Consider the following 22,748-nt stretch of genomic DNA (forward strand, 5'->3'; position numbering starts at 1 on the left):
GCGAGAAGGGAGTTGGTGTCGAATTACCCTTGGGCGGTCGCGCGCCACCCTGGGCGCAGCGTCATCGTCACGCCCAAGGGCGTGTAAGTCGCAGAAGAAGGAGGGCGTTGCCGCGCATGGGCGACCCAATGATGCAAAATGTCGCGCTTGGCAAGGGGGAGGGGCGCAAAATGTCGCCGGACCGCGATACGGCGTTCGCGGTCCGGCGCAGGGGGGGATGCGGCGGCGGCGGGCGTCAGGCGGCCTCGCTGTCGGCGTCATCCTCTTCCTCGAATTCGAAAATCTCGTCCTCGACCAGGTTGTCGATGGCGTGGACGCGGACGCCGACGACCCAGTCGTCGAGCGGGCCTTCCCACGCGGCCTCGACCGGGGTGAGGGCGTCGGCCGACGTTTCCGCGGGGCGGTCGCCGACGAGGTCGAAGTCCTGATAGCCGTCCTCGGGCGGGGTGATATAGACATGCGCCTCGAGCCGGACGGCGGTCCAGCCGGTCGTCGCGGCCAGACCCTCGGCCTCGACGGTGAGCAGCGGATTGTCCTCATCGCCTTCGATGAAGGCGTTCACTTCGACGATTTCGCGTACCAGTTCGCTCATCACATACGCTCCTTGCGGGAATTGGGGGAGGGGCGTGTCTGGCCCCGGCCCGATTCCTACATGGTGCGTGTGACAATATGGGGTGCGGCGGTGCGCTACCCCTTGACCCAGCCGACCGCGGGATCGTCGAAGTCGACGACGTCGCCGAGTTCCCAGACATTGGCATAGCCATAGCCGACGAGGTTGATGAAGGTCTGGATATTGAGCGCCAGCGGGCGCGCCTTGGTCGGCACCGGGGCGCGGTTGTTCGAGAAATTATTGTTGCAATAGATGAGGATCGGGCGGTCCGAGTTGGCGCCGACGACCGCGGCGAGGCTGTCGGCGGTGAAATCGGTGAAGGGCAGGTTGACCGCGCCCGCGATATGGCCGCGCGCGAAGGCATCCTTCGAGCGGGCGTCGAGGAGCAGGACTTCGGGCTTCGCGGCCTCGGCCTTGAATGCGGCGAAGGGGAGCAGGCGTTCGGCGCGCTGCGGCTCGACTTCGGCGGTGAGCGCCTGGAAGCCGGGATAGTCGATCAGCGGATTGGTCTGCGCCAGCGCGGGGGTGGCGGCGAGAATGGCGGCGAGCAGCAGGGCCTTGCGCATGATGATCCTCCCTCTTTGGTGGCGGGAGGTTAGGGGGTGGGGGATGGATGGACGATGAACCATATCCCGTTGTCATTGCGAGCGAAGCGAAGCAATCCAGGGCGGCTTACGCACGCTCTGGATTGCCGCGTCGCTTCGCTCCTCGCAATGACGAGGGTGTTTACTGTTTCTCGAACGCCGCGTGGATTTCGAGGTCGACCGTATCGCTGACCGCGGGGATGCCGAAGGCGATGCCGAAGTCGCTGCGCTTGATCGTCGCCTCGGCGTTGAAGCCGATCGTCGCCTTCTTGTTGTACGGGTTGGTGCCGGCGCCGTGGAAATCGACGTCGAGGGTCACGGGCTTGGTGACGCCGTTAAGGGTGAGGTTGCCGGTGACCTTGGCCTCGTCGCCGTCGTCGTCGAGGACGACGCGGGTCGAGACGAATTTGGCGTCGGCGGGGGCGGCGCCGAAGAAGTCGGGCTTGCCGCCGTCCTTGCCTGCGCGCAGCAGATGGCCGGTGAGGCCGGCGCTGGCGGTGGTGACCTTGGCGACGGGGATCGTCACCTCGACCTTCGACGCCGCGGGGTTGGCGGGATCGAGCACCAGCGTGCCGGTGACGTCGCCGAAGAGGCCCGAATATTTGCTGAAGCCGAAATGATCGACTTCCCACACGACCATCGTGTGGCCGGGGTCGGCGGCATAGGTGCCCGCGGTGACGCGCGCCTTGTCGGGCGCGCCCGGCGGGCCGCTCTGCTGCGCGATGACGGGAACCGCGATGATCGCGGCGATGGCGGCGAGGGGGAGGGCGTAACGCATGGACAAGCTCCGGGCTGGTGGGGGAGGCTCAGGCTAGGCCAGCGGTGGGGGCGGCGTCAATCGGTGCGGCGGAAACGCAGCGTTTCCGGAGCAGGTCGAAGACGATGCCGATGCCATGCCGATGCCCAGGTTCGACAAATGCGCGTGGCTGGCAAGCTATTGAACAGAAAAGATATGTATTTTCAAAAAGAACAGATTGACTGGTTTCAAGACACCGGGGCAGAATGGCCAGTGCAGAACATTGTTTGATTCGTCGGGGGAGGGAATTTGGTGGGGGTCTATAAATACCTCGATTTCGCATTGGTTTTTTCTGTGCTACCGTTTATTTCCGTGCCGGCTTCAGCGACAGAGATGATCGCCTACAGTTATGATGCCAAGGCCCGGCTGGTGAAGATGGTTCGCACGGGAACGGTGAACAACAATGTCACCACCGAATACGAGCATGACAAGGCCGACAACCGGAAGAAGGTCGAAGCCATCATTCGCCCAACGCCCCTCCGCCGCGAATGGCAACAGGGTTTGAGAGCAGATGTCAATTTGGCTTAGCGTAAAATGACAGGAGCAGAATAGTGGTAGAAGCGACGCGATTGAAGGCGGCTTTTCCGAAGGCAGCCCGCCGAGCGTTCATCGTTTTTGCCGCATTCTTTTCGGTCATCGCCCCGTCGCAAAGCGCTCACGCACAGGCAGCACATTTGAGCGCACCATCACCGGAAGAGCTGGCGATCGCTCCAGGCGGCGTCGATATTCGGACAGGGCGTCCCGTCTACAACAAGAGCGATATTTCGATCGGCGATGGCCCGGGCGCCATCGACTTGGTCCGCATGACGCCTGTTGCAACCCGTTTGGACGGGGCGCCTTTCGGGAATCTGTACCACAATTGGGACATCACGGTCACAATACAGCCCGATCTTGTCGAAGCGTATAATGACTACGATTACCAAGCCCAAGTCAATTACGGCATGCGGTCGGCGGACTTCATCAAAATTTACATGCAGGATTCGACATTCCGGCCGATATCCCAGAACGACTATAACCGGCTGACGACAACGGGTTTCGCTGGTGCGGTTGGCGCCGTTTACACCTATCAGGCCAAGGATGGCACTACCGCCGTGTTCAGGCCCACGGTCTATGGGGAATGTGGCGCCGGCGAATGTGCGTTTGTTTCCTACATCGTGGAGCCGGACGGCACGCGCTTCGATTTCGAATATGAAAATAGAACGGCGACAGAAAATAAGACGAGATTGCGCAGTGTTAAAAGTTCGCGCGGATATGCTTTGCTATTTGAGTATGGCGCAGCCGAGGCGGGCTGGAATCAGATATCAAAGGCCTGTGTAATAAACCTTGGTTCTGTCGCCAAGCCGGCAAATAATATTTGCCCTGCGGGATCACACGCGACTGCGACATACAGCTATGTTGGCCTCTTTTCCAGCGCTATGCTTGCGAGCGCCACGGGTGCTGACGGAGCGACCGAGGCCTTCGGCTATGCCTTGAGCGGATCAGGCAGCGATTTTGTGATGTCTTTCACGAAACCGGGGGAAAACGCTCCGTGGAAAACAAACACAGTGTCGCATAGTACCACCTCGAAGGGGTATCCCGAGCCCATCATCACCGCGCAGAGCTTTATTGATGGATCTAGTTTTACATATAGTTATGAATACACACCTTTTACAGGTGATCCGTTCGGAACCACGACCAGCTTCATGTCGATCGCGGGCGGGGCGTTCGTAAATGCCTTGGGGCATATTACACAAGTACTTTATGATTTCCCACCCCTGCCATATTCACGGAGTCCTCCGCGACTGCCCGGGGCGCCGGGACACTCCTATGTGAACTTTGGTGATATCGTATATCAAGTAACCACAGGCCCGGCCTTGGTGTCTGATCCGCTGGGGCGTACGACGACGAGCAACTATTGCGACGCGGCTGCGATGGCGGGCCTTCCCGCCTGGGAGCACAATCGCTGCCTCGTCACGTTGTTGCAATCGCAGACCAACCCCGATGGTACGACAATCTATTTCAAACATGGTGTTAACCGCAATCCTATCGAAATCAGGCGTGTTGCAAAGGCGGGGTCGGGCCTCGCAGACATAGTGGAAACTGCAACCTACAGCGGCACGGCCTGTTTGAGTTTTTTGCCGTCCTGCGATCGTCCGCTTACAATCACCGATGCCAAAGGCATCACGACCGACTATACATGGTCCTCGACCCATGGCGGCGTGCTCACTGAAACCCGTGCGGCACCTACGACAGGCGCGGCGCGACCACAGAAGCGCTACACCTATCAGCAGTTCTATGCCTCGTACAAAAACGCGGCCGGAACGCTCGTCCAGTCGCCCTATGCGACATGGCTGGTGACCCAGATATCGGAATGCCGGACGGGCGCAGCGCCAGCCTGCGTCGGCACCGCCGATGAAACCCGCACGACCTTCACCTACGGACCGACCGGCAGCGCGAACAACCTGCTCCCCGTGTCGCAGACCGTCGCGTCGGGTGACGCCAGCCTCTCGGCGACAACGACCTGGACCTATGACGCGCTCGGCAACAAGCTGACCGAGGACGGGCCACTGGCGGGGGCGGACGATACGACGCGCTGGCGCTATGATGCACAGCGGCGGGTGATCGGCGTCGTTGCGCCCGATCCCGATGGAGCCGGGACCGCATACAAGTTCCGCGCGACCCGAAACACCTATGACGTGGCGGGCCGGCTGACCAAGGTCGAACAGGGCACGGTCGACAGCCAGTCGGGCACCGACTGGACGGCTTTCGCGACGCTGGTGACGACCGAGACCGCTTATGATGCGCTCGACCGCAAGACCCGCGTATGGGTCTCCGGCCCGACCAGCGGCACACACACGATGACGCAGTATAGCTATGACCTTGCCGGGCGGCTCGACTGCACCGCGGTGCGGATGAACCCCGCGGCCTTCGTGTCCCTGCCTGCGAGTGCCTGTACGCTGGGGACGCAAGGAACGGGCGCGAACGACTTCGGCCCCGACCGCATCACCAGGCTGACCTACAATGCCGCAGGCGAGATCACCAAGACGACGCTCGCCTATGGCACGCCGCTACAGACCGATCAGGAGACCAACAGCTATACGCTGAACGGTAAGCTCGCGACGGTCACCGATGGCGAGAACAACCGCACGACCTTCACTTATGACGGGCACGACCGCCTGTCGAAGACCTGTTATCCCGTGGCGACGGTTGGCGCCTTGGCGAGTTCGACCAGCGACTGCGAACTGCTGACCTTCGATGCCAATGGCAATGTCATTGAGCGTCAGCTACGTGACACGCAGAAGATCTACTACGCCTACGACAATCTCAACCGGATGACGGACAAGAATGTCCCGAACATCGTCACCGGTGAATATGACGTCACCACGACCTACGACAATCTCGACCGCCCGATCCTGGTCGCCGACACGGCGAGCAACAATGTCGGATCGACCTTCGACGCGCTGGGCCGGATGACGGCGCAGACCAGCCCGTTCGGCACGATCGGCATGCTGTATGACGAGGCAGGGCGGTTGAAGCGCGTCACGTACCCCGATGGCAATTATTTCACCTACGAGTACAACACCGCCGATCTGACCGGCATCAAGGAAAACGGCACCGTCGGCCTCGCTACCTATGCCTATGACGATCTTGGCCTGCGCAAGTCGATCACGCGCGGCAACGGGACGGTGAAGGGCTATCAATACAATGAGATAGGCCGGTTGCGGCGCATGCGCGAGGATCTGGCTGGGACGAGCCATGATCTCTTTGTCGAAGGAACGGGCAGTCCCAACGGGAACAGCATGATCTACAACCCCGCCGGGCAGATCGTGTCGCAGGTTCGGACCAACGACCTCTATGCGTGGAACGGACATTTCAACGTCGACCGCTCCTATGCGCGCAACGGGCTGAACCAGTTGACCAGTGCCGGAGCGACGCCGCTGGGTTATGACGGTCGGGGCAACCTGACCAGTTCCGGGACTGATGGGTATACCTATACCAGCGAGAACCGCCTCGCGACGGGACCGGGTGGCACCACTGTGTTGTACGACCCGACTGGGCGCATTTCGAGGCTGACCAAGGGCGGCACAACAAAGAAGTATGAGCACCTTGGACCGAGGCTGGTTATCGAGCGCGATGCGGGCAACAATATTACCAACCGCTATGTCCATGGGCCGGGCGACGATGAACCGGTGGTGTGGTATGTCGGCTCCGGATTGACGACCAAGCGCTGGTTGCACAGCGACGAGCGGGGCAGCGTGATCGCGGTCAGCGATGTGAGCGGGCTGGCAACGGCGGTGAACCGCTATGACGAATATGGCATTCCAGCGGCAACCAATGTGGGGACGTTCCAGTACACAGGGCAGGTGTGGATGCCGGAGCTGGGACTCTATTATTACAAGGCGCGCGTGTACTCGCCGACGCTGGGGCGGTTCATGCAGACCGATCCGATTGGGTACAGGGACGGGATCAACTGGTACGCATATGTCGCAAACGATCCGGTGAATGGGGTCGATTTCGATGGCAAAGAAGCGGCCAGCATTACCTGCATGAATAATTCTTGTGGCCAGCGCGATCTAAGTGCCGCGCAAGTGGATAATCTTGTCCAAGTGGGGGCCGTCGTAATCGACGTCCTGAATACGCCAATTTCTCCTGGTCCTGATGCCACGATTGTTGTCCAAGGCACCAGGCATGTTGGGTTCTTCAAACGTATTGGTCGCGCGATTGGTCGGCTCTTCGGTGGTGGTAAAAAGAGTACATGTTGCTTCGTCGCCGGAACGCTTGTCGATACCGAGGATGGCCTTCGCCCCATCGAGGATATCGCGGTAGGCGACAAGGTCTGGGCACACGACCAAGCTACGGGCGAAACAGCCCTGAAGGAAGTGACCAACCTCATCCGGCGCCACGAGCGGGTGATTTGGGAAGTGTCGCTGGCCGGAGCAAATGGCGAAACCGAAGCCTTCGAAACGACCGACGACCATCCTTGGTGGGTCACGGGGCAAGGCTGGAAGCGAACCGAAGAACTTGCTGCCGGAATGGCGGTGGTTACCAAAGATGGACGCGGCATGGTGGTTGCGTCAGTTGTCGAGACTGATCGCACCGACGCTACCTACAACCTGACAGTCGCTGATTTCGAAACCTACTTCGTCGGCGAGCGCCGCGTGCTGGTGCATAATTGCAGCCTTCCTAAGCCACCCAGAGGCACGGGTAGTGTTCCCAAGGGGCAGCGGGATGCTAAGCGCAATTGGACACCTAAGGAGCGAGAGGCTAAGCGCGCAGAGCAAGGTGAGAAATGTGCGAACGGATGCAGCAGTGACATTGACGCTTCAAATTCGCAGGGCCATCATAAGGAAAGGTGGGCTGACGGCGGTAAAACTGAGGATGCCAACCACGCCGAAGTTTGCATAAACTGTCATAAAGACCTTCATGCACCGGATTAAGAACATGATGTATTCAGTACCAGTTGAAAAGGATGAAGATCGAGAGTGCCCCGTTCCCTCTGTTTGGAGGGGCGTATTTTATCAAATCGTGGATCGTATTATTTCAGGTGACGTCTCAGAAATAGGAGAAATACCAAGCGTAGAGCCTCTGTCTCAATCAGATGCGGACAGAATCTTTGCAAATATATCTGACTATGGAGCGAGCTTGGTAAGTTTGCCTGAGGAGGCTTGGGTTTCATCGGTTTGTCAGTGGCAAATTGAATATTGGGATGTCCTTGTTGACCTTTTTACTGCGGAAGGATCGAGCGATCTCGTTATGTTTGCGAGAGTGTATGAGGATCATGGTAAAGAATCTAAATATAGATTCGAGATAATATCAGTACACGTTCCATGAAATATATATATGACTATTTTAGCATTGTAATTTGATCCTGATCAATTTCGGATTACGGTGACAGGTGCAATATTCACTCAATTAACTCGACCGTCCGATCGGGATAGTTTGCTGCCATGGCCGCCTTCCCCGCATCGTTCTGCCCGGTCTCCCGCATCACGTAACGCAGCGCGGCAATCGCCGCGAGCGGACCTTTTTCGAGGATGGGGACTACCAGCTTTATCTCGATCTTCTGGCGGAGGCGAATGAGTGTAGTGCGTAGCGATTTTCCAGCGGACGACGACGGTGAAGTTCTGTTCAGGCTTGCATCGAAGGGTATCGACCTGAACCTGAAAAGAAAGATCGACTTTACGTGCTGGGCAAGTGATCTGGACGCCGCTGAAAGTATCGTCATGGATTTGGAATCTTACGGCTATCAGAGCACAATCTTTGTTGATGATGGCGTGAATGGGAGCGGCAATATATCTGTCTATGCCGGTATCTTGATGCTTCCGGATCACGATCTGCTTTTGGCTGAGCAGCGCCGATTAGATGCTATCCTCAGATTCCACGGAACGTCGTGCGATGGCTGGGTCACCGAATCTTCGTAGCTCATCGGCGAGGCTTAATGCTTTCCGTTGAACGAACCGGGTGGGAATTACGGTGACAGGTGCAAAAGCCCCTAAATTCGCGGCGTGATCGCCCGATGCAATCGGCGGACCTCGGCAACGGGCTGACGACGCGTTCGCCTATGCCGCGCCGCGCAAAGCAGAAAGCATCGGTCGCCCGATCGGCTCGCCGCAATGCTTGGATGATATGGAGGCAAGGACCGGCCTTTTGCTCTGAGGCCGCGAAAGCGCGGGCCGAAGTCCGGGGCGAGTGGGGTTTGGGGGCAAAATAAGCTGTCGCCGTAATGGTCTGTCACCGCCGTGGCATGGGACAAGCTCCGGGCTGGTGGGGGAGGGCGGAGGCCAGAGCGGCGCGGGGGGGCGGCGTCAATGGCGCGACCCCCGGCGCGGCGGTGCTTTTTCGCCGCGATCATGCCTTTTCGGGCATCAAGTTGACGGGGGCGGGGCGCAAAGATAGCTTAAAGATCAAATAAATAGAAAATCGAGCATTTCCTTCGATTCGCGGCAAAGGGGATTGATCGCTTATGAGGATCTACCGAACGGCGTTGGCGATTGCTGCCATATTGGTACCAATTACTGCGGTTAATGCGGCAGAAACGATCACATATAGTTACGATGCCAAGGGGCGGCTGGTGAAGGTGGTGCGCACCGGCACCGTGAACAACAATGTCACGGTGGAATACACCCATGACAAGGCCGACAACCGCACCCGGCTGAAGACCACCAACTCGCCGAACCCGCCGCCCTAGGGGCTGTCGGGCGCATCAGCGCCATCGGATCGGGGAAAATCGGGGGCATCGGAATATGACGGCATTTGGGGCGCGGGCAGCTGGCAAGATACTGACCACATTGTTTTTGTTCGCGTCCGGAGGGCTGCTTGCTCCCGCCGCGGCACAAACGCCGCCGCCCTATGATAGCCGCGACGAGAATGGCGTCGACCGCGTCACCGGGCGCTTTTCGACCACGATGCCCGAGGGTGGCATCGGGGACGTCGCGATGGTGCGCTATTATGGCACGGGGGCCGGGGACAATTGGTCGGGCGAATTGGTGCGGTCGGATTATGGCGGCGGCCAATATGCGACCGTGATCTTCGGCAAGATTTCGGAGCGCTTCACGAAAAGCGGCGGATCCTGGGGCGCCGACAAGGGCAATGGCGCGACGCTGACCGAGAATATCGCCGACACCAAGTTCACCTATCGCGCGCCCGACGGCACGACCATCGTCTATATGACGCCGCAGTCGCTGGCGGGTCCGATATTAGGTGCGGGGGTGGTCAACGTTCCCCAATGTCCGGTCATTTCCGGCGGTGGTGTCGTCCTTTGCGCGGTGCCGACCGACGTCGCGCGACCGGATGGCGGCACCTACAAGCTGACCTGGCAAACGCCCTATGGCTGCGAATATCCGCAAGGACCCGGCGGCCCGCAGGTGCCCGAAGACGATTCGCTGGTGTGTAATGTCGTCTATCGTCTGTCCGACGTCCGCAGCAATTCGAGCTTCGGCATGAAGGTGAAATATCAGTCGGACATCGGACCCAACGCCTATACGGGCGTCACGGCGCCGGGTTGGTACCGGCGAGCGACCCTCAAATTCCTTGATCTCAGCCAGGTTTATTGCGACGCCACAGCGAACAATTGCGACGGCGTCGCGGGCACCTGGCCGACGGTGAGCTACTCGAACCCGTCGACCAGCGTTACCGAAATCACCAACAGTCAGAACGGGACCTGGCGCATCGACACCGCGACGTCGGGCCAGATCAATATCCGTCGTCCGGGCGCGACGAGCGACACGACCGTCGTCAATTTCGTGCCGACGACCGGCCGCACCACCTCGATCACGCGCGACGGGCAGACGATCACCTATAACTGGACGACATCGGGCAGCGATACGACCTCGACCGCGACGACGGGCGGCGGCGAGACCGACGCGGTCACCTCGAACCCGACGCCGCAGCAGCCGACCGCTGTGGTGGCGGGAACCAGCGCGACGACGACTTACGTCTATGATGCCTTCCAGCGGGTGACGCGCGAGACGCGCCCCGAGGGCGATTACACCAACTACACGCGCGACCTGCGTGGCAACATCACCGAGACACGCCATGTCGCCAAATCGGGCAGCGGGCTTGCCGATATCGTCACCACCGCCGATTACGACGTTGGTTGTACGATCGGTGCGAAATGCAACAGTCCGAACTGGACGCAGGACGCGCTGGGGAATCGGACCCACTATAGCTATGACGCGACGCACGGGCAGGTGACGCGTGTCCAGCTGCCGTCGCCCGACGCCGATGCGGCGGGGACCGAGACGGGGGTGCGGCCCGAGATCAATTACAGTTATACGGCGCTGACGGCGCAGGTGCGCGACGCCAGCAACACGCTGATTCCGCAAACGACGACGCAGTACAAGGTGACCCAGATCACCGCCTGCGCGACCGCGGCGACCTGCGCAGGAACTGCGAACGAGACCAAGGTCGCGATCGAGTACAACAATCCGAACCTGTTGCCGACCAAGGTCACGACCTCGGCGGGCGACAATTCGATCAGCTCGAGCGTCACCTATGCCTATGACGCGCGCGACAATCTGGTCAGCATCGACGGGCCGCTTGCCGGAACCGCCGATACCACGACCTATATCTATGACGCGCAGAACCGGCAGCGCGGGACGATCGGGCCCGATCCCGACGGGGCGGGTACGCGCCCGCGCGCTGCGAGCCGCTTGACCTTCGATGTCGAGAGCCGGGTGACCAAGGCCGAAACGGGCACGGCAACCGCCGCGACCGAGGCGGCGCTGAACCTGATGACCGTCTATCAGACGGTCGACATCGTCTATGATGCCGCCACCGGCAAAAAGCTGAAGGAGACGGTGTCGGGAACAGCAGGCGCGGTCAGAGTCGTGCAGCATAGCTATGACAGCGACAACCGGCTGCTCTGTACCGCGCTGCGCATGAACCCCGCGACCTGGGTGGCGCTGCCGACAAGCGCCTGCACCGCCGCGACCATGTCGACGACCTATGGTCCCGACCGGATCAGCCGCAACAGCTATGACAATCAGGGCCGGGTGACCAAGGTCGAAAGCGCGGTCGGCACGACCGCCGCCGCCGACGAGGTGCGCACCGCCTATACTGCCAATGGGCTGCTCGATTATGTGAAGGATGCCGAAAGCAACCGCACGACCTATATCTATGATGGGCACAACCGGCTGTCGCAGACGCGCTATCCCTCGACGACCAAGGGCGCCGACACCAGCAATACCGGCGATTATGAAGGGCTGACCTATGATGCGCGGAGCAGCGTGACGGCGCGCCGCTTGCGCGATGGAACGAGCATCGGCTACGCCTTTGATGATCTCGGGCGGCTCAGCGCCAAGGATATTCCGGGCGGGACCAATGAAGATATCAGCTATGGATACGACCTGCTCGGCCGTGCGCTCAGCGCGCAAAAGGGGACGGGAACCCCGCTGACCTTCGTCCATGACGCGCTCGGCCGGGTGACGAGCCAGACGCAGATGCTGGGGACCACCAGCTATACCTATGACGTCGCGGGGCGGCGCCTGACGATGGCCTATCCGGGCGGGGTGCTGACGATCAATTACGACTATGACGTCACCGGCAACGTCACCAAAATCCGTGAAAACGGCGCGACGAGCGGGGTCGGGGTGCTGGCGAGCTATGCCTTCGACAATCTCGGTCGCCGGTCGAGCGTGACCTTCGGCAATGGCAGCGTGCAGGGCTTCACCTATGACGCCGCGTCGCGGCTCGACACGCTGACCAACAATCTGGGCGGCGCGGCGACGACCCACGACCTGACGCAGAGCTTCACCTATAACCCCGCGGGCCAGATCGCGAGCGTGGCGCGGACCAACGATGCCTATGCCTGGCAGGCGCATTACAATGTCGACCGCGCCTATATCGCCGACGGGCTGAACCGGATCATGAGCGTGGGGAGCACGAATTTCGCTTACGACACGCGCGGCAACCTGACCAACGACGGGACCAACGGCTTCACCTATAACGCCGAAAATATGATGACCGACGGGCCGGGCGGCGCGACGTTCAAATATGATGCGCTGGGGCGCTTGCAGGCGAGCTTTGCGACCGGCCAGCCAGCGCCGACGCGGTTCGAATATGACGGTACCGACCTGATCGTCGAGTTCACCGCGCCATCGACGGTGAAGACGCGATACGTCCACGGCCCCGGCATCGACAATCCGATCGTGTGGTACGACGGCAGCGCGATCAACAGCACGACGCGCAAGTTCCTGATGGCCGACGAGCGCGGCAGCGTGGTGAGCATCACCGACTCGGTGGGCGCGACGATCCATATCAACGCCTATGACGAATATGGCATCCCCGCGCCGGGCAATATCGGGCGCTTCGGTTACACCGGCCAGACCTGGCTGCCCGAGCTGGGCATGTGGTATTACAAGGCGCGGATGTACTCGCCGACGCTAGGACGGTTCATGCAGACCGATCCGATCGGGTATTCGGATGGGATGAACTGGTATAATTATGTGGGGTCGGATCCGGTGAATTTTGTGGATCCGTCCGGGCTGAATTTGAGATCAAATGGATTTGGCATACTTTGTGATCCATCAGGCTGCTACGACGACGGAATTGATCAAATAGAGGTGGGTGGCCGAGATTTCGTAATGGGTAATCTTGCGGCATTGCTTCGTGGATTTGGTGAAGATTGTTTTATGGGTGATTGTCGAACTCCAGGAGAGTTAATATGGGATGGAATACCTGGTGAGATAGAAAAAATTTCCGAGAAAGTTAAAGACACATTTTGCGGTCTCGGTCCGCTCGAGGTGACCGGTGTTTTCGACGCTTATCTTGGTGTGGGGGCATCTGGGCAAATTGGCGGTAGCTTTGATCCTCGAACTCTTCAGCTTCGCCTTGTCATGGGAGGAAGCAAGGGAGAGGGGCTGGGGGCCGGAGCAGGCATCTCTGTTGCCGCTGGAGACACTGAAGCTCGCACTGTGTATACATCGGAGAATTGGACCTTGGGGGCAGGTCCGTTGTCGGTGTCGCGATCAAATAGCGGGAGCTTTTCAGGAACATATAGCGGGAAATTGAGCACTAGGGTTCTCTTAACTAGAACGGAAAGCTCGAAGAACACTTCTGAGCCGACGCCAAATTTGACGGGAGCGTGCGGTGTCAAATAAAGTTGTAGTCGCGAGAATTTTGCAATACTCTTTCTTGATATTAGGATTAACATTAATTCTCTTCGTGGTTCCAACGAAGTTAGAATATATTAAACTTGCATTTTTTTTAGCTTCTTGTTCAATTCTGTGCGTAATTATATTTGTTATGAAATGCAAGAAATGCGGAGTAAGTTTATACTTTGATCCCAATATTAGACCTATTTTTGGTCCAAATATTAACTTGCTTAAGCCTGCGTCGGTCATTTGTCCTAAATGCGGAGACAGCAGGAGCTAGATGAGTCCGCTCGAAACGCCTAATCATGACTACGTTGACAGGTGGAATAACTCCGAAATTGACTAGGTGCTCCGATCGGGATAGCTTTCTGCCATGGCCGGCCTCCCCCGCATTGTCCTGCCGGGTCCCCCGCATCATGTGACGCAGCGCGGCAATCGGCGCGCGCGGACCTTCTTCGAGGATGGGAGTACCAGCTTTAACTCGATCTTCTGGCCGAGGCGGCGGCGAAGGCGCGAGCGGCGATCTGGTCCTATGCCTGATGCCAAACCATAGGGACGTCATCGCCGTTCCGGTGGACGCCGACGGCCTGTACCGCAGCTTCCGCCATGTCCATCGCCCCTACGCGGATTTCATCAACGCGCGGGCATGCGCGACGGGGCATTCGGCCCGATCGGGCCGCGCGTCAGCATCCGCTATGTGATCCGGGCGATCGGGGCTAAGGTCCCGTCGTCATGACAAGCCGCAGGAAGAAGCCATCCCGATGAGTCCGGCCCCGGACAGCGTCCTTGTCGCCGCGGGCCAGTGGGTGGCCGCGGTTGCGACCGGGCCCGTCGCCACCGGCGTCGCGACGATCGCGATCGCTGCGGTCGGCTTTGCGATGCTCGCGGGGCGGATCGATGTGCGGCGCGGGGCGGTGGTGGTGCTGGGCTGTTTCATCGTCTTTGGCGCGCCGACGATCGCGGGGGCCTTTATGCAATGGGCGGGGGCGGGGGGCGATGCCGGGGTGCAGGTCGCGGCGAGTGTGCCGCCCGCGGCGCCGGTGCCCGCGCCGCCGCCGGCGCAGCCCAACGATCCTTATGCGGGGGCTTCGCTGATCCGTTAGCGCGTCGAGCGGCGCTCGGCGAACCATTGGCGCAGCATCGCGCTGGTGCAGCCGGTGAAGCCGTTGCTGCCGACCACCGAGCAGCTGTTCGGGCGATTGACGCGGGCGATGTCGTCATAGGCCTCGACCCGCGAGGCCCAGCTGCCGCCGCCGCCGACATTGTCCTCTTCGCGCAGTTCCTCGCGCAATTCCTTGGGCACGCGGTAGCGGTCGGCCTCGGGCTCCTGCGCGCAGACGACGATCTCGTCGCCCTGAGCCTCGGGGCATTCGTCCTTGCCATAGGCGATGAGGAAGGAGAATTTTTCGGGCGGCTGCGACGACATCGCGAGGCTGTCGTCCTGCGCCTGCGCCTGCGCGGGTACGGCGAGGGCGAGCGTCATCGGCGCCAGCGCGGCGAGCAGCGGGAGCAGGAGGCGGGCAGGCGTGGTCATTCTGGCGTCATTCCCTCGAACCGTCCCCGTCCTGTGGCGACGATAGGCGCGCGAGATGAACCTAAGCCTAACCCGCGGACAAGTCACGCCCGCGGGATCGGGGCGATAGCGGATCGGTTCGGGCCGATGAAGGCGGCAGGCGTTGGCGCAAGGCCGCGGCCCCTCCACCACTCGCTTTGCGAGCGGTCCGCCTCCCCATGGCTTCGCCACAGGGAGGATCGTTTTACAAGGTGTCGAGCGAGGCGGCGATGCTGGTCCACACCTGCGCCAGGTCTTCGGGGGTGATGCAATAGGGGGGCATCACGTACAGCGTGTTGCCGAGCGGGCGGAGGAGGACGCCATGGTCGCGGTAGAAGGCGATCAGGCGCGGGGCGAGGGCCGAGAGATAGCCGCCGTCGGGCTGGGCGATGTCGAAGGCGGCGATGGTGCCGAGGCGGCGGGGATGCTCGACGCGCGGGTCGTGGCCGAGCATCGCGAGGTGCGCGGCCTGCGCGTCGGCGAGGGTGTCGATGCGTTGCTGGACGGGCTCGTCGCGCCAGATCGCGAGATTTGCGTTGGCGGCGGCGCAGGCGATCGGGTTCGCGGTGTAGCTGCTCGAATGGTAGAAGGTCTTGGCGCGGTCGGTCGACCAGTGCGCCTCGAAGATCGGCTCGATGCAGAGGGTGACCGCGAGCGGCAGCGCGCCGCCGGTCAGACCTTTCGACAGGCAGACGATGTCGGGGATCACGCCGGCCTGGTCGCAGGCGAAGCGGGTGCCGGTGCGGCCCCAGCCGGTCATCACCTCGTCGGCGATGAAGAGAACATTGTGGCGGGCGCAGATCGCGCGCATCTCGGCGAGCACCCACGCGGGATAGATCAGCATGCCGCCGGCGCCGAGGATGAGCGGTTCGACGATGAAGGCGGCGGGCTTTTGGGCGCAGGCGGCTTCGAGCGCGTCGAGCGTGGCCTGTTCGCGGCCTTCGTGGGGGAAGGGGATGGTGTCGACGTCGAAGAGAAGCGGCTGCCAGGCGCGGTTGTAGACGCCGCGCTCGCCGACCGACATCGTGCCGATCGTGTCGCCATGATAGCTATGTTCGAGGACGAGGATGCGGCTGCGCGGCTCGCCGATATTGTACCAGTAACCGAGCGCCATCTTCAATGCGACCTCGACGCTGGTCGAGCCCGAGTCCGAGAAGAAGACGCGGGTGAGCGGCGCGGGGGTGATGCGGATCAGTTCGGCGGCGAGGGTTTCGGCGGGTTCGTGGGTCCAGCCGGCGAAGATGAGCTGGTCGAGCCTTTCGGACTGGGCGCGGATCGCGGCCATGATCCGCGGGTGGGCGTGGCCGTGGGTGGTGACCCACCAGCTGGAGATCGCGTCGATCCAGTATCGGCCGTCGGCATCATAGAGGCGCGCGCCGTCGCCGCGGGCGATCAGCGGGATCGGGTCGCCGAGGCCGTGCTGGGTGAAGGGGTGCCAGACGGGGGAAGGGGGTGTGGTCATTCGCGCGCCTTATACTAGTCCGCCATCCCGGCGAAGGCCGGGATCTCACCGGTGCGAAAGGATGCGAGGGCGGGATCCCGGCCTTCGCCGGGATGACGAATATCTATTGAAAGTCCGCGAGATCGAAATTCGCGCTGAACGCCGCCGCCAGCTTTTGCGGCGTCAGCGGATCGATGATCGGCAGGCGGCCCAACCGGCGGACGCCCGAAATCTCCGCGATGATCGCCTCGCTGTCTTCGACCGCGTCGCCGAGGAAGGCGAGGCCGTGGATCGGGACGCCGCGGGCGCGCAAGGCCTCGATCGTCAGCAGGCTGTGGTTGATCGTGCCGAGCGCGGTGCGGGCGCAGATAATCACCGGGATCTGCCAGCGCGCGAACATATCGGCGTAGAGCAGGGTGCGGGTGAGCGGGACGAGCGCGCCGCCGGCGCCTTCGACGATCAGGTCGCCCTTGGGGGGCGTGAGCTGGTCGGGGTCGATGGTCACGCCGTCGATCGCGGCGGCGCGGTGCGGGGAGGCGGGGGTGACGAGGCGGTAGGCCTCGGGCACTACCGCGACGTTGGCGAGGCGGGCGACGACCTCGCTGTCGGTTTCGTCGTCGAGGCCGGCCTGCACGGGTTTCCAATAGGGGGTGCCCGTCGCCCCCGCGAGCGCGGCGGCAAAGATGGTCTTGCCGATGCCGGTGTCGGTGCCGGTGACGACGAAGCGTGTCATGCCGCGGCCATCGCGGCGGCGAGGGTGTCGGTCATGCGGTCGATGTCGGCCTCGCCGACGTTGAGGGTGATCGCGATGCGCAGGCGGGCGGTGCCGTGCGGGACGGTGGGAGGGCGGATGCCGCGGACGTCGAACCCGGCGTCCTGCAGCGCGCCGGCGATGCGCATCGTGCGCGCGTTGTCGCCGATGACGACCGGGATGATCTGGCTGCCGCTGGCGGGCAGGCCGAGCGCGGCGAGGCGGGTTTCGGCGTGGGCAACGAGGTCGTGGAGGCGCGCGGCGCGTTCGGGTTCGCCCGCGACGATTTCGAGCGCCTGGCGGACGAGCCAGGCCATCAGCGGCGAGGGGGCGGTCGAGAAGATGAAGGGGCGGCCGCGGTTGACGATGAAATCGCGCACGATCGCGGGACCGCAGAGAAGGGCGCCTTCGCAACCGAGCGCCTTGCCGCAGGTGTGGAGGGTGATGAGATTGTCGCGCGGCGCCAGCGCGTGGGCGAGGCCGGCGCCGGCGGGGCCGTAGACGCCGGTGGCGTGCGCCTCGTCGACGATCAGCACCGCGTCGTGGCGGTCGGCGACCGCGGCGAGGTCGGTCAGGGGAGCGCGGTCGCCGTCCATCGAATAGAGGCTTTCGACCGCGATCCACGGGGTGCCGGTGCCGCCCTTGGCGCGCCAGCCGGCGATCGCGTCGTCGAAGGCCTGTGGGTCGTTGTGCGCGGCGGCGACGCGGTCGGCGCGGCCGAGCTTCATGCCGTCGTGCGCGCTGGCGTGGATGAGTTCGTCGTGGACGATGAGGTCGCCGCGTTGCGGCAGCGTCGCGAACAGCGCGGCGTTGGCGGCGAAGCCGGTCGGGAAGAAGAGCGCCGCCTGGCTGCCGTAGTGGCGCGCGGCATGGGTTTCGAGCGCTTCATGTTCTTCGTGGTTGCCGCGCAGCAGGCGCGAGCCGCCCGAGCCGGCGGGCAGACCGCGCTGGAGGCCCCGCGCGACGGCTTCGTTGAGGACGTAGGAGCTGGCGAGGGCGAGATAATCGTTCGAGGCGAAGTCGATGCCGGCGCGCGGCACGAGGGTGCGGCGGCGGTCGTCCGCCGCGAGTGCGGCGAGGTCGGTGTGGTGGGCGGCGAAGGGGGCGTTTGGCATCCTAATCCTCATTCGTCATTGCGAGCGAAGCGAAGCAATCCAGAGTCGCGTAATCCGCTCTGGATTGCTTCGCTTCGCTCGCAATGACGAAGTTTAGCGGCGCAAGGCCTGCCGCTCTTCGCCGGTCAGGCGGTGTGGCGTGGCGATGGGCTCGAGCGTCCGGGCGTCGAACAGTTCGCAGCGACGGCGATCGCCCGAGAGCATGTCCTTGATCATCCGCGGGAAGAAGCGGCGCATGAGCTGGCCCATGCTCATCCTGGGCAGCGCGCTGGTGTCGCCGATGCCGTCGTGCGTGAAGAGGTGGCCAAGCGGCGGGCCGACCAGCGTGTCGCGCGTCGCCGGGTCGCAGGCGGCGAGCTGGGTGGTGATGTAGGGGATTTTGCCGTTCGCATAGCTGTTGAACAGCGGCATGTTGCAGCAGACCGCGTACCAGCGGAGCGTCGGCTTGTCGGTCATATGGAGGCAGGCAAGCCGCTCGCGGCCGGTGTCGAGGCGCATTTTTGCGCAGCGCGACTGGTAGAGCGCGCTGCCGCCATGCGCGTCGAGTACATGTTCGGCGTGGCCGAGATGGCGCGTGAGGTCCTGGCAATCGGTGCAATGGCATATGACATGGTCGCCTTGGCCGGGGCCGACATCGAGCAGGGTGCCGGAAACGGCGCCGCATTGGCAGGCGAAGGCGAGGTCGGAGGACATGCCGCGGTCCTAGCTCTTTGCCTGCGATTGCGGAAGGCCGTGCGATCCTCCCTGTCGCGGAGCGATGGGGAGGTGGCAGCGCGGAGCGCTGACGGAGGGGCGATGACGCCGAGGTCGCTGGCCCCTCCACCATTCGCTTCGCGAACGGTCCCCCTCCCCATCGCTTCGCGACAGGGAGGATTTTCCGTCAGTTCTTCGACTTGTCGACGAGCTGGTTCTTGGCGATCCACGGCATCATCGCGCGCAGTTCGCCGCCAACCTGTTCGATCGGGTGCGCGGCGGCGGCCTTGCGGCTCGCCTTCAGCTCGGGCTGGCCGGCCTGGTTGTCGAGGACGAAATCCTTGACGAAGCGGCCCGACTGAATGTCCTGCAGCACGCGCTTCATTTCGGCCTTGGTCTCGGCGGTGATGATGCGCGGGCCGGTCTTGATGTCGCCATATTCGGCGGTGTTCGAGATCGAGTAGCGCATGTTCGCGATGCCGCCTTCATAGAGGAGGTCGACGATCAGCTTGGTTTCGTGGAGGCATTCGAAATAGGCCATTTCGGGGGCGTAGCCCGCCTCGACCAGCGTTTCGAAACCCGCCTGGATCAGGTGGGTGATGCCGCCGCAGAGCACAGCCTGTTCGCCGAAGAGGTCGGTTTCGCACTCTTCCTTGAAGCTGGTTTCGATGATGCCGCTGCGACCGCCGCCGACGGCGGAGGCGTAGGAGAGGGCGAGCGCCTTGGCGAAGCCGTTGCCCGACGAACCCGCGCCCTGCGCTTCCTGTGCTACCGCGATCAGGCAGGGGACGCCGCCGCCCTTCTGATATTCGCTGCGCACGGTGTGGCCGGGACCCTTGGGGGCGACCATGAAGACGTCGATGTCGGGGCGCGCTTCGATCAGGCCGAAGTGGATGTTGAGGCCGTGGGCGAAGGCGAGCGCGGCGCCGGGCTTCATGTTCGGGCCGATGTCGTCGGCGTAGATTTTCGCCTGATGCTCGTCAGGCGCGGCGATCATGATGACGTCGGCCCATTCGGCGGCTTCCTTGTTGGTCAGCACCTTGAAGCCCGCGGCTTCGGCCTTTTTGGCGGTCGCCGAACCGGGACGGAGCGCGATCGCGACCTCCTTCACACCGCTGTCGCGCATGTTCTGCGCATGGGCGTGGCCCTGGCTGCCGTAGCCGACGACGGCGACCTTCTTGTTCTTGATCAGATCCTGGTCGGCGTCGCGATCGTAATAAACCTGCATTGGATAAGTCCCTTCATATGCTCAATTAATTCGTCATCCCGGCGAAGGCCGGGATCTCGACGGTGCGGCAGGCCGCGAGGGTGAGATCCCGGCCTTCGCCGGGATGACGGGTGTGAAAATTCCTAAACCGCCTCCGCCCCGCGGGCGATGGCGACGACGCCGGTGCGGCCGACTTCGACCAGCCCGCATTCGCGCATCAGCGCGATGAAGCGGTCGACCTTGTCGCTGTTCCCGGTGATTTCGAAGATGAAGCTGGTCAGCGTGGTGTCGACCACCTTGGCGCGGAAGACGTCGGCAAGGCGCAGCGCCTCGATGCGCTTTTCGCCGGTGCCCGCGACCTTGACGAGCGCGATCTCGCGCTCGACATGCGCGCCCTGGTCGGCGAGGTCGACGACATTGTGGACGGGCACGAGGCGGTCGAGCTGCGCGATGATCTGGTCGATCACCGCGGGCGGGCCCGAGGTGACGATGGTGATGCGGCTCAAGGCATGATCGGCGCTGATGTCGGCGACGGTCAGGCTTTCGATATTATAACCGCGCGCCGAGAACAGCCCGGTGATCTTGGCGAGGATGCCCGCCTCGTTGTCGACGGTGACGGCGAGAACGTGACGCTCGCCCGCTTCGGTTTTGATTTTCATGTCTTACACCAGTGCCTTGGCTTCGTCGTCCATCGTGCCGGTGACGTCGCTCGGCTGGAGGAGCATTTCGGTGTGGGCGGCGCCCGACGGGATCATCGGGAAGCAGTTGGCGAGCTTGGCGACGCGGCAGTCGACGATCACCGGTCCCGGCGTGTCGATCATCTTCGCGATGCCGTCCTCGAGGTCGCCGAGCGTGTCGATGCGCAGGCCCGTCCAGCCATAGGCTTCGGCGAGCTTCACGAAATCGGGCAGGCTGTCCGAATAGCTGTTCGAATAGCGGCTTTCATAGGTCAGTTCCTGCCACTGGCGGACCATGCCCATATATTCATTGTTGAGGATGAAGATCTTCACCGGCAGCCGGTACTGGCTGACCGTGCTCATCTCCTGGATATTCATCTGGATGCTGGCTTCGCCCGCGACGCAGATGACGAGGCGGTTCGGGTGCGCGATCTGCGCGCCGACCGCGGCGGGGAAACCGTAACCCATCGTGCCGAGCCCGCCGCTGGTGAGCCACCGGTTGGGGGCCGAAAAGCCGAAATGCTGCGCCGCCCACATCTGGTGCTGGCCGACCTCGGTGGTGATGATCGGGTCGCGGCCGCGGGTCGCGTCGAACAGCGCGCGGACCGCGCGCTGCGGCATGATTTCGGCGGCGTCCTCTTTCTTTTCGGGGAAGTCGAGGCAGCGCGTCGCGCGCCAGCCGTCGATGCGACGCCACCATTCGCCGAGGTCGCGCGCCTTGTGGCCCGCCTCCTGCCAGCCGGCGATGATCGCATCGAGCGCGCGGCCGGCGTCGCCGACGATCGCGAGGTCCACGGCGACGATCTTGTTGATCGAGCTGCGGTCAATGTCGATGTGGATCTTCTTCGCTTCGGGCGCGAAGGCGTCGAGGCGGCCGGTGACGCGGTCGTCGAAGCGCGCGCCGACCGCGATGATCAGGTCGGCGCGGTTCATCGCCATGTTCGATTCATAGGTGCCGTGCATGCCGAGCATGCCGAGCCATTTGGGATCGTCGCACGGGAAGGCGCCGAGGCCCATGAGGGTCGAGGTGACCGGCGCGCCGGTGAGCGACGCCAGCTGGCGCAGCGCCGCGCTGGCATCGGGGCCGGCGTTGATGACGCCGCCGCCGGTGTAGAAGATCGGGCGCTCGGCGGCGGCGATCAGCGCGACGGCTTCGGCGATCGCCGCCGCGTCGGGTTCGACCTGCGGGCGATAGCTTTTGTGCGCGATCTTTTCGGGGATGACATAATTGCCGGTGGCGACCTGCACATTCTTGGGGATGTCGATCACGACCGGGCCGGGGCGGCCATGGGTCGCGATATAGAAGGCCTCGTGCAGGATCGGGCCGAGGCGTTCGGGGTCCATCACCAGATAATTATGCTTGGTGCAGTGGCGGGTGATGCCGACGGTGTCGCATTCCTGGAAGGCGTCGGTGCCGATCAGCGCGGTCGACACCTGGCCGGTGAGCACGATCATCGGGATCGAATCCATCAGCGCGTCGGTGATGCCGGTGACGGCGTTGGTCGCGCCGGGTCCCGAGGTGACGAGCACGACGCCGGGCTTGCCGGTCGAGCGCGCATAACCCTCCGCCGCATGGGTCGCCGCCTGTTCGTGGCGGACGAGAATGTGCTTGATCGTCGGGTGCTTGTAGAGCGCGTCATAGATGGGAAGGACCGCGCCGCCCGGATAGCCGAACACTGTGTCGACCCCGAGGTCGACCAGCGCCTGAACCACCATGTCGGCACCACTCATTTCCGTCACGACTATACT

General features: G+C 62.6%; 18 protein-coding genes. 7 read left to right on the forward strand and 11 right to left on the reverse strand.

Going from position 1 to position 22,748, the window contains the following annotated elements; all coding sequences use genetic code 11:
- Positions 1-235 precede the first annotated feature (235 nt).
- From AC07U1_RS17535 to AC07U1_RS17545, 3 genes are all read right to left on the reverse strand, one after another.
- Positions 236-592: a hypothetical protein gene (locus AC07U1_RS17535; protein WP_495178146.1), complete on the reverse strand. Its 357-nt coding sequence runs from the start codon at positions 590-592 to the stop codon at positions 236-238.
- 95 nt (positions 593-687) lie between these two features.
- Complete coding sequence (locus AC07U1_RS17540) at positions 688-1,176, reverse strand: rhodanese-like domain-containing protein (RefSeq protein WP_495178145.1); 489 nt, start codon at positions 1,174-1,176, stop codon at positions 688-690.
- Between the two features lie 160 nt (positions 1,177-1,336).
- Positions 1,337-1,972 (reverse strand): YceI family protein, encoded by a 636-nt coding sequence (locus AC07U1_RS17545; RefSeq protein ID WP_495178144.1) that lies wholly within the window; start codon positions 1,970-1,972, stop codon positions 1,337-1,339.
- Positions 1,973-2,239: 267 nt separating this feature from the next.
- On the opposite strand from AC07U1_RS17545, the gene AC07U1_RS17550 reads away from it, so the two are divergent.
- The 7 genes from AC07U1_RS17550 (at position 2,240) to AC07U1_RS17580 (ending at position 14,666) form a co-directional block, all read left to right on the forward strand.
- Entirely contained in the window at positions 2,240-2,518 is a 279-nt protein-coding gene (locus tag AC07U1_RS17550; protein WP_495178143.1) for a hypothetical protein, read from the forward strand.
- A gap of 23 nt (positions 2,519-2,541) precedes the next feature.
- Positions 2,542-7,407: a polymorphic toxin-type HINT domain-containing protein gene (locus tag AC07U1_RS17555; protein ID WP_495178142.1), complete on the forward strand. Its 4,866-nt coding sequence runs from the start codon at positions 2,542-2,544 to the stop codon at positions 7,405-7,407.
- Positions 7,408-7,411: 4 nt separating this feature from the next.
- Positions 7,412-7,801, forward strand: a complete 390-nt coding sequence (locus AC07U1_RS17560; protein ID WP_495178141.1) for a DUF7668 domain-containing protein — start codon at positions 7,412-7,414, stop codon at positions 7,799-7,801.
- 245 nt (positions 7,802-8,046) lie between these two features.
- Entirely contained in the window at positions 8,047-8,391 is a 345-nt protein-coding gene (locus tag AC07U1_RS17565; RefSeq protein ID WP_495178140.1) for a ribonuclease E inhibitor RraB, read from the forward strand.
- Positions 8,392-8,972: 581 nt separating this feature from the next.
- Complete coding sequence (locus AC07U1_RS17570) at positions 8,973-9,158, forward strand: hypothetical protein (protein ID WP_495178139.1); 186 nt, start codon at positions 8,973-8,975, stop codon at positions 9,156-9,158.
- Between the two features lie 55 nt (positions 9,159-9,213).
- Positions 9,214-13,569, forward strand: a complete 4,356-nt coding sequence (locus AC07U1_RS17575) for an RHS repeat domain-containing protein (protein ID WP_495178138.1) — start codon at positions 9,214-9,216, stop codon at positions 13,567-13,569.
- A gap of 755 nt (positions 13,570-14,324) precedes the next feature.
- On the forward strand, positions 14,325-14,666 hold the full coding sequence (locus AC07U1_RS17580; protein ID WP_495178137.1) for a TrbC/VirB2 family protein: 342 nt from the start codon (positions 14,325-14,327) through the stop codon (positions 14,664-14,666).
- Here the strand turns inward: AC07U1_RS17580 and AC07U1_RS17585 are convergent.
- The 8 genes from AC07U1_RS17585 to AC07U1_RS17620 form a co-directional block, all read right to left on the reverse strand.
- Positions 14,663-15,097, reverse strand: a complete 435-nt coding sequence (locus AC07U1_RS17585; RefSeq protein ID WP_495178136.1) for a hypothetical protein — start codon at positions 15,095-15,097, stop codon at positions 14,663-14,665. The genes AC07U1_RS17580 and AC07U1_RS17585 overlap by 4 nt on opposite strands.
- A gap of 223 nt (positions 15,098-15,320) precedes the next feature.
- Positions 15,321-16,577 (reverse strand): adenosylmethionine--8-amino-7-oxononanoate transaminase, encoded by a 1,257-nt coding sequence (locus AC07U1_RS17590; protein WP_495178135.1) that lies wholly within the window; start codon positions 16,575-16,577, stop codon positions 15,321-15,323.
- A gap of 103 nt (positions 16,578-16,680) precedes the next feature.
- Positions 16,681-17,289 carry a dethiobiotin synthase gene (gene bioD / locus AC07U1_RS17595; RefSeq protein ID WP_495178134.1) on the reverse strand — a complete coding sequence of 203 codons (609 nt, stop codon included), beginning with the start codon at positions 17,287-17,289 and terminating at the stop codon, positions 16,681-16,683.
- Positions 17,286-18,422: an 8-amino-7-oxononanoate synthase gene (locus AC07U1_RS17600; protein WP_495178133.1), complete on the reverse strand. Its 1,137-nt coding sequence runs from the start codon at positions 18,420-18,422 to the stop codon at positions 17,286-17,288. The genes bioD and AC07U1_RS17600 overlap by 4 nt, the downstream gene beginning before the upstream one ends.
- Positions 18,423-18,515: 93 nt before the next feature.
- On the reverse strand, positions 18,516-19,115 hold the full coding sequence (locus tag AC07U1_RS17605; protein WP_495178132.1) for a DUF6151 family protein: 600 nt from the start codon (positions 19,113-19,115) through the stop codon (positions 18,516-18,518).
- 187 nt (positions 19,116-19,302) lie between these two features.
- Entirely contained in the window at positions 19,303-20,343 is a 1,041-nt protein-coding gene (gene ilvC, locus AC07U1_RS17610; RefSeq protein WP_056349800.1) for a ketol-acid reductoisomerase, read from the reverse strand.
- Between the two features lie 122 nt (positions 20,344-20,465).
- Positions 20,466-20,981 (reverse strand): acetolactate synthase small subunit, encoded by a 516-nt coding sequence (ilvN, locus tag AC07U1_RS17615; RefSeq protein WP_056349802.1) that lies wholly within the window; start codon positions 20,979-20,981, stop codon positions 20,466-20,468.
- Between the two features lie 3 nt (positions 20,982-20,984).
- On the reverse strand, positions 20,985-22,739 hold the full coding sequence (locus AC07U1_RS17620) for an acetolactate synthase 3 large subunit (RefSeq protein WP_495178131.1): 1,755 nt from the start codon (positions 22,737-22,739) through the stop codon (positions 20,985-20,987).
- Positions 22,740-22,748: the final 9 nt, after the last annotated feature.

Source organism: Sphingopyxis sp. GW821-FHT02C12 (genome assembly GCF_059421785.1).